The organism is Corynebacterium sp. (assembly GCF_030538285.1).
GTDB lineage: Bacteria > Actinomycetota > Actinomycetes > Mycobacteriales > Mycobacteriaceae > Corynebacterium.
Genome location: NZ_JAUNUG010000074.1, coordinates 1 through 8,020, shown reverse-complemented (window position 1 = coordinate 8,020; position 8,020 = coordinate 1). Strand labels below are relative to the sequence as shown.

The window sequence follows — 8,020 nt, the reverse complement described above, 5'->3', positions numbered from 1 at the left end:
CCGACACCGATGATGGTGCCCTGGCCCTTGGTCAGGCGCGGCACGGAGTGGCGGGTGCCGATGCCGCCCGGGTTGGTCAGGGAGACGGTGACACCCTGGTAGTCGTCGAGGGTGAGCTTGCCGACGCGGGAGCGCTCGACAATGTCCTCATAAGCGTCGATGAACTCATCGAACGCCATGTTCTCGGTCTCCTTGATGGCGGCGACCACGAGTGCGCGGGAGCCGTCCTTCTGCGGGAGGTCGATGGCGAGGCCGATGTTGATGTGCTCCGGGGTAATGACGGAGGGCTTGCCGTCCTTGACCTCGTAGGAGACGTTCATGTCCGGGTGGGCCATGATCGCCTTCACCATGGCGTAGCCGATGATGTGGGTGAAGGAGATCTTGCCGCCGCGGGTACGTGCCAGGTGGTCGTTGACCATGGCGCGGTTCTCGAACATGAGCTTGACCGGCATGTCGCGCACGGAGGTCGCGGTGGGGACCTCGAGGGACTCGTCCATGTTCTTGGCGATGGCCTTGAACAGGCCGCGCAGCGGCTTGGCGCCAGCCTCCGGGGCCGGGGTGTTGGCTGCGCGGTCGATCGGGGAGACCGGCTTCTTGCGGGGACGTCCGGCGGCCGGGGCCTCCTTCTTAGTGATGTCCTGCGCGGCCTTGGCCTGCTCGGTCACGACGGTCTTACGCTCCTGGGTCTTGTCGGAACCGATCGGGCCGGCGGAGGGCACCGAGACAGGCTCCTTTGCCTTGCCGGCCTGGGTGGCGGCTGCCGCACCAGCAGAAGACGGTCCGCCGTTCTTCTCGAACAGCTCCCGCCATTCCTTGTCCACGGACTGGGGATCCTTCTGGAACTGCTGGAACATATCGTCTACCAGCCACTCGTTCGGGCCGAAAGTACTTGCGCTGCTCACGGCAGGTGCTCGCCTCATTTCATTGCTTTTTGTTGCAGTCGTTATGCCAACAATAATTGTCCACTACAGGGTAGCGCGATGATACCCCTCAACTAGCACTGCTGGGGGCGTTTCGTCCACCCCCGTTAACGGTGGGCACGCCAGAGTCCGGCGTACACACCCTCCCGGTTGAGTAGATCATTGTGGGCTCCGTCCTCGATGATACGTCCCTTGTCCACAACGAGGATTCGATCGGCCCGCGCGGCGGTCGCCAGACGGTGTGCGACGACGACCGAAGTGCGCCCCCGGGTGATGCGGTCGGAGGCGTCGAGGACGGCTGCTTCGGTGGCGGGATCGAGGGTGGCGGTGGCTTCGTCGAGAAGCATGACGTCGGGCTGCAGCAGTTCGGCGCGGGCCAGCGCGATGAGCTGCCGCTGTCCGGAGGACAGGCCGCGCCCGCGTTCGCCGATGGGGTGGCGGAAGCCGCCCGGAATGCCGGCGATGATGTCGAGTGCCCCGATGCGGCGCACGGCCTCCTCGATGTCTTCCTTGCTTGCCGACGGCCGCCCGTAGGCAATGTTGTCCGCCACGGTTCCGATGAACAGGTGGGCTTCCTGCGGCACCTGGGCGATCGCCCGGCGCCACTGCGCCAGCGGGAAGGAGCGGATGTCGGTGCCGCTCGCCGTCACCTCACCGCGGACGGGGTCGTAGAAACGCGCCAGCAGCTTGACGAGCGTCGACTTGCCCGCCCCGGTCGGCCCGACGAGGGCGACGGTGGTTCCGGGTGTGATGGTGACGTTGAGATCCTCGGCGACGAGTTGGCCTTCGGGGGAGTATGCGAAGTCGACGCCTTCCAGCGCCAGGGGGCCGCGGGCGGCCTGTGCGGCATCGGGGCGGGTGCCGGTGTCGGGAACGGCGGGGCGGGCGGCGAGCAGTTCGGTGATGCGCCGGAAACCGACGGTAGCCTGCTGCCAGGAGTCGAAGATCTGCCCCAGCTGCTGGATCGGCCCGTAGAGCTGGGAGAGATACATGACAAACGCGACGAGCACGCCGGCGGTGAGATCGCCCTGCGCGACGCGGGTGGCGCCGACCCCGAGGACTACCGCGGTGGCGATCTGGGAGATCGCGTTGACGCCGGGGAAGTAGATCGCCACGGCGGTCTGTGCCTGGGTGCGCAGGCGGCGGTAACGGTTGGATTCCTCCTCGAAGGCGGCCAGGGCCAGCGGGGTGCGGCCGTGCATCTGGGCGGCGCGCAGCCCGTTGATGTTCTCTTGGAAGGAGGCGTTGACGGCGGAGATCTGCTCCCGGGCCCGGGTGTACAGGCGCGAGGAGATGCGGCGGAACACCAGGGTCACGGCGACGATGAGCGGGATCGCGGCGACTGCCACGAGGGAGAGCCCCGCATCGGTCCACGCCAGCATGGCGATGATGCCCGCCAGGGTGCCCACCGAGACAATCGCCTGCGCCAGTCCGGTCTGCAGGAAAGAGCTCAGGGTGTCGATGTCGGTGGTCATGCGCGTCATGATCCGACCCGAGAGATTGGATTCGTAGTAGTCCATGCTCAGGCGTTGCAGGTGCGCATAGGAGCGCAGGCGTAGCCCGTAGAGCAGCCTTTCTCCGGTCCGCGAGGTGAGCACCACGAGCATCACGGTCGCCGCCCAGCTCACGGCGACGACGCCGAGGCCACCCGCGGCGATCTGCCACAGCGTGTCCATATCACCGGCGGCCACACCGTGGTCGACGGCCCAGCGCATGAGCGTCGGGAAGGCAAGGCTGGTGAGCACACCGACGATGAGCAGCGCGATGACGCCGATGATCAGCCACCGCACGGCGGCGAACAGCTCGCGCACCCGGAAGGTGGCGCGGTCGCTGCGGAGGTGGGCGGCGTCCAGGCGCGGGGATTCGGTGGCGGGCGGCAGCTTATCGACGCGCGCCAGAAGCTCTGGGGTCGCCGAAATATTGCCCATACCTCGGCCGCCACCACCACCCATGCCGCGGCCTATGCCGCCTTGGGTATTGATGTGCTCGGTGCGTTCGCTGACGACATCCTCCGGCCACAGGTCAGCGTGGGCTGGCTCGGGGATGTTGCTCCGGTCCGGCAGGGGCTCCGGGGTGGGGTCCATGATGCGGAGGTAGCGGGGGTCGTCGATAAGCGAATCGAGGTCGTCGGTGACGATGATGTGGCCGGAGTCGATGATGGCGACCCGCTCGGCCAGATCCAGAGTGGACTGGCGGTGGGCGATCGCGAGGACGGTGACATCGTGCAGCTCGGCGCGCAGGCCGGCGAGGATGCGGGCCTCGGTGGCGGCGTCGATGGCGGAGGTGGCATCGTCGAGGATGAGCACCCGCGGCCGGGAGAACAGTGCCCGGGCCAGGGCGATGCGCTGGCGCTGCCCACCGGACAGCGTGAGTCCGCGCTCGCCGACGATGGTGTCCAGACCCTCGGGCAGGCGGTCGATGAACTCGGTGGCCTGCGCCAGCTCGGCGGCGTGGCGGACCTGCTCCTCGGTGGCGGCGGTGCCCATGGTGATGTTGTCGCGGATGGTGGAGGAGTAGAGGAAGGCCTCGTCGAACACGACGGTGACCGCACGCCGCAGCTCGGCGCGCGCGAGGGTGTCAAAGGACAGGGGGCGGCCGTCGGACGTCAGGGAGAGTGAACCGGCATCGGGACGGTAGAACCCGCCCGCCAGCTGCACCGCCATGGACTTGCCGGAGCCGGCCGGGCCGATGAGTGCCAGGGTTTCGCCGGGGGCGACGTCGAGGGTGAGGTCATCGAGGACGCGGTGGCCGTCGGTGTCGAAGGTGACGGCGTCGAAACGCAGGCCCAGGGGGCCGTCCGGGATCGGGGTGGGGTCGGCCGGGTCGGGGTGCTCGGGCGACATGTCGATGATCTCGGCGATGCGGTCAAGCGAGGCCAGGCCCATCTGGAAGGTGACGATCATGCCGGAGAGCATGCCTACCAGGTGCGTCATGGTGGTGAGGTAGACGGAGAAGGCGAAGAAGGTGCCCACTGTGATGCGCCCCTCCATGACCAGCCAGCCGCCGAGCAGGATGTTGATCACCAGGGCGACCTGCGGCAGGTTCTGCAGCAGCGGCTGGAAGCGCGCCATGAGTTTGGCGGCGCGCATCTTCGCGGCGAACAGGGTGCGGCCGAGTTCGTCGAGGCGGTCGACCTCGCGCTCTTCCTGGGCAAACGCCTTGACCACGCGCACGCCGGTGACGGTCTGCTCGACGTGGGTGGCCAGATCCGCGGCCGACTGCTGGGCGACCCACGTGGCGGCGTACATCGAGCGGCGTGAGAAGACGGCGACACCGACAATGAGCGGCATGAATGCCAGCGCGATCACCGTGAGCAGGGGAGAGACCCACAGCATGACCCCGGCGGTGATGAGCAGCTGCACGACGTTGCCGATCGCCATTGGCCCCATGGCGACCAGGCCCTGGGTGGCGTTGAGGTCGGAGATGGAACGCGAGACGATCTGGCCGGTGACGATCTGGTCCTGGCCGGGGCCGTCGAGACGCTGGAGCCGGTCGAGGATGCGGATGCGCAGGGTGTGCTGGGTGTCAATGGATAGCCGGCCCGCGGTGTAGCGGCGAAGGAATTGGCTGAGGTAGCGGGCCAAGGCCACGACGATGAGCGTGATGATGATGGTCCGCAGCGATGCATCGGTACCGGTCGGGCCTTCGCCCTGCGCGCCGGTGGCGACATCCACCGCGGAGCCGGTGAGCAGGGGGATGGTGATCTCGAAGAGCACCGCGGCGATCGTCGCCACGATCGTGACGATGGCGATGCCGCGGCGGGTACGGAGGGCGTCGAGAAGCTCTTTTATCCCGGAATGGTCCCGCAATTAATCACCTACCGGGGAAGAGAAGGAAGCGGGCACCATGCCCAGGGACTCGCGGGTGTTGGAGATGACGGCGCGGGAGAGCTTGCGGTTGGCGACCACACCGGCGATGGCGCCGATACCCAGCGGCATGATCTTGCCCAGCCAGGCGCGGCGCAGACGCTTGCTCAGATTCTTCAGTGCCATGCGGACGAGACGGTTGTTCACCTCGGTCAGGCGCGGGGCGGAAAAACGCGCGACGGTGGACATGGTCGGCAGACCCTTCGACTTGCCGACATCACCGACGAAGGCGTCGACCACCGCGGATCCCTTCGCGCCGAGGAGGGAGACGAGGATGAGCGCTTTGCGACGCTCCTTGTCCGAGATATCCACCCCCCGCAGAGAGGCGCTGGCCATGGTGTACCAGGCGGCGGCGTCGAGGAAGACGACCGATTCGCCCGCGATGGCGGCCGCGCCGGTGAAAAATCCGATGCCCGGGATCGCGGCGGCGGCACCCGCACCCGCCCCGGTGCCGGTGGCAATGCGCAGGAAATGCTTATCGACGAGCTCCTGAATCTCCGCAGGTGACGCCTCCGGGTTCTTGCGGCGCAGGCGCTCAACATAGCCCTCGATGGCTGAGGACTGGAAGGAGACCGCCTTATCCAGTGCGCGGATCAGCGCCTTCCCGGCGGCGCCGGCGTTCGCCTCCAAGGCCTGGGGGTCAGATCCGATGCCGTCGACGATGGTCTCGTCGGTGCGGGTGGAGGCGTTGCTCGTCTCAAGAGTCATGGGGGATCTCCTTGTTATCGTGTTGTTATAGTGTTCCGCTAATCAATGCCATCAACTTTAACGCGGAGTCCGGGGAGTTTGTTCCCTACCGGTTGGAGAACTCCTCCGCCGCCTTCACCTGGGCCGGTGTCGGCCGCACCCCGGTGTACAGCGCGAACTGCTCCGCCGCCTGCAGGGCGACGACCTCCCCGCCGTTGATGGTGGGCACCCCGAGACTGCGCGCTGCGGCGATGAGCGGGGTGTCCACGGGATAGGCGACGACATCGAAAACCAGCTCGGCGGCGGAGATTTCCGCGTTAGAAAACGCCTGGACCTCCGCGTGCTCCCCGTTCATGCCGAGTGGCGTGACGTTGACCAGCAGCTGCGCGCCCTCCGGGACCTCCGTCGCGTGCTCCCAGCCGTAGCGCTGCGCCAGCGCCGGACCCGTCTCGGTATTGCGGGCGACGATCGTGCCCGAGTGTCCGTGATCGGCCAGCGCCGCCACCACTGCGTTGGCCATCCCACCGGAACCGCGTACCGCCACCGACAGCGCGGGATCTACCTCGTGGGAGTTCAAGAGGCTGGCAACCGCTACGTAATCCGTGTTGTAGCCGACCAACTCACCATCAGTATTGACGATGGTGTTCACCGCGTTGATGCGCTCGGCGGAGGGATCGAGGGCGTCGATAAGCGGGATCACATCCTGCTTGAACGGCATCGACACACCCGCCCCGCGGATGTCCAGACCACGGATCCCGGCGACCGCCGCCGTGATGTCCGTCGGCGCCACCGCCTTGTACAGGTAATTCAACCCCAGCTCGGCGTACAGCCAGTTGTGGAAACGCACCCCGTGATTACTGGGGCGCGCGGCCAAGGAGATGCATAGAACTGTCTCGCGGTCGACGTAATTCACCATGCTCACTAGCGTAGTTGTCATGAGTCCTTCTGACCGTCAGGGACCGTTGGTCCGTACCACCGCCGGCGTGGTGCGTGGTCTTATCGACGATCACCTGGGCATCCGCAGCTGGCGCGGCGTCCCCTACGGCGCCACCACCGGCGGCGACAACCGCTTCCGCGCCCCCCGCCGCCCCCGCCGCTGGAGAGGGGTGCGCGACGCCACCCACTTCGGGCCCGTCGCCCCCCAACCGACTTACTCGTGGACCGACCGCGTCGTCGGCTCCGAGAACTGCCTCCACCTCGACATCGTCCGCCCCGATACAGACGAAGAACTCCCCGTGGTGGTCTACCTCCACGGCGGTTCCTTCATCATGGGCTCCTCCCACGAGCCGATGCTGCGCGGCTACCAGTTCGCCCGCGCCATGAACTGTGTGTACGTCTCCATCAATTTCCGACTCGGCGCGCTCGGCTACCTCGACCTGCGCTCTGTCGGCGAGGACTGCGTGGCCAACCCGGCCGTCCGCGACCAACTGCTCGCCCTGCAATGGGTACAGGCCAACATCGCCCAATTCGGCGGTGCCCCTGATTCTGTGACTCTGATGGGCGAATCCGCCGGTGGCTCGGCAGTGGCCACCCTCATGGCCGCCCCCGCCGCCGACGGGCTCTTCCACCGCGCCATCGCCCAATCCCCACCCCTGGGCATGGTCCACTCCCGCGCCCAATCCGAACTGTGGGCCCGCGAACTGGTCTACCGCATGGCCCTGCCCCGCCAGGCCACCCTGCGTGACCTGCGCGCTGAACACCCCCATGACCTGGTGCGCGCCGGGCAGTCTATGATGTGGCGTGGGCAAGGGTTCATGCACCTCAACACCACCTACGCACCCACCGTCGACGGCACTTTGCTACCCGAACACCCCCTGTCGTGCTTCAGCGCCGGCCGCCAGGTCAAGGTGCCACTGCTGCTGGGCACCAACTCGGATGAGGCCAGCTTTTCAAAAGTGTTCTACATGCGCACCTCGGCGCGCTCGCGTGCCGCACTGCGCCTGCTCTCCGCCTTCGACTCTGTCGAGGCGCACCGGGTGCTGGAGGCATACGCGGGTGCCTCCGAGCGCGGCGAGTTCGCCGAACTGCTTGCCGACGCCCTCTTCTGGGCACCCTCCGTCCGCCTCGCCTCAGACCACAACGCCGTCGCGCCGACCTGGATGTACCGCTTCGACTACGCCCCAGCCGCCCTGCGCTGGCTCGGCCTGGGCGCCATGCACTCGCTGGAACTCTCGTCGATTTTCGGTGACCCGGGGGCCTCCCGCACAGCCGGCGTCACCCGCTTCGGCGGCATGGAAGGCATGGCCGAACTCACCGACCGCATGCAGTATCACTGGGGCCAATTCATCCACCACGGTCGCCCCGGATCCGAATGGCCCGCCTACGGCCCACCCTCCGATGCGTCCCCGGCCCGCGCCACCATGGTCTTCGACGACCCCACCCGCGTTGAGTTCGACCCGAAGGCCGCGCAGCGCCGCGCCTGGGCCCACTACGACATGACCGACTGGGGCAACGGCGCCCCTGAACTGCTGGAACAGCTCGGGTTGATGGTGAGCACCGAGTTGGGGAGGTAGGGGTGTGGGTGGGGTGGGGGCGGGTGGCTGAGGC

The 8,020-nt window shown here is 67.4% G+C and carries 5 protein-coding genes; 1 reads left to right on the top strand and 4 read right to left on the bottom strand.

Features of this window, described 5'->3' with window-relative positions; genetic code table 11:
• The 4 genes from Q4G50_RS14115 to Q4G50_RS14100 form a co-directional block, all read right to left on the bottom strand.
• The coding region (locus Q4G50_RS14115; protein ID WP_303378289.1) for a 2-oxo acid dehydrogenase subunit E2 at nucleotides 1–902 on the bottom strand (902 nt) is incomplete at its 3' end.
• A gap of 125 nt (nucleotides 903–1,027) precedes the next feature.
• The gene (locus Q4G50_RS14110; protein ID WP_303378288.1) at nucleotides 1,028–4,729 is read right to left on the bottom strand and encodes an ABC transporter ATP-binding protein; all 3,702 of its coding nucleotides are present in this window, start codon (nucleotides 4,727–4,729) and stop codon (nucleotides 1,028–1,030) included.
• Nucleotides 4,730–5,494, bottom strand: a complete 765-nt coding sequence (locus Q4G50_RS14105; RefSeq protein WP_303378287.1) for a hypothetical protein — start codon at nucleotides 5,492–5,494, stop codon at nucleotides 4,730–4,732.
• Nucleotides 5,495–5,579: 85 nt separating this feature from the next.
• Nucleotides 5,580–6,389 carry a shikimate 5-dehydrogenase gene (locus Q4G50_RS14100; RefSeq protein ID WP_303378290.1) on the bottom strand — a complete coding sequence of 270 codons (810 nt, stop codon included), beginning with the start codon at nucleotides 6,387–6,389 and terminating at the stop codon, nucleotides 5,580–5,582.
• A 19-nt stretch (nucleotides 6,390–6,408) separates the two neighbouring features.
• Here Q4G50_RS14100 and Q4G50_RS14095 point away from each other — a divergent pair, with 19 nt between their 5' ends.
• Nucleotides 6,409–7,986 carry a carboxylesterase/lipase family protein gene (locus Q4G50_RS14095; protein ID WP_303378286.1) on the top strand — a complete coding sequence of 526 codons (1,578 nt, stop codon included), beginning with the start codon at nucleotides 6,409–6,411 and terminating at the stop codon, nucleotides 7,984–7,986.
• Nucleotides 7,987–8,020: the final 34 nt, after the last annotated feature.

Bases quoted from the DNA above. Each gene is read 5' to 3' on its own strand.
- Q4G50_RS14105 (WP_303378287.1), bottom strand. From the start codon at position 5,494: ATGACTCTTGAGACGAGCAACGCCTCCACCCGCACCGACGAGACCATC.
- Q4G50_RS14100 (WP_303378290.1), bottom strand. From the start codon at position 6,389: ATGGTGAATTACGTCGACCGCGAGACAGTTCTATGCATCTCCTTGGCC.
- Q4G50_RS14095 (WP_303378286.1), top strand. From the start codon at position 6,409: ATGAGTCCTTCTGACCGTCAGGGACCGTTGGTCCGTACCACCGCCGGC.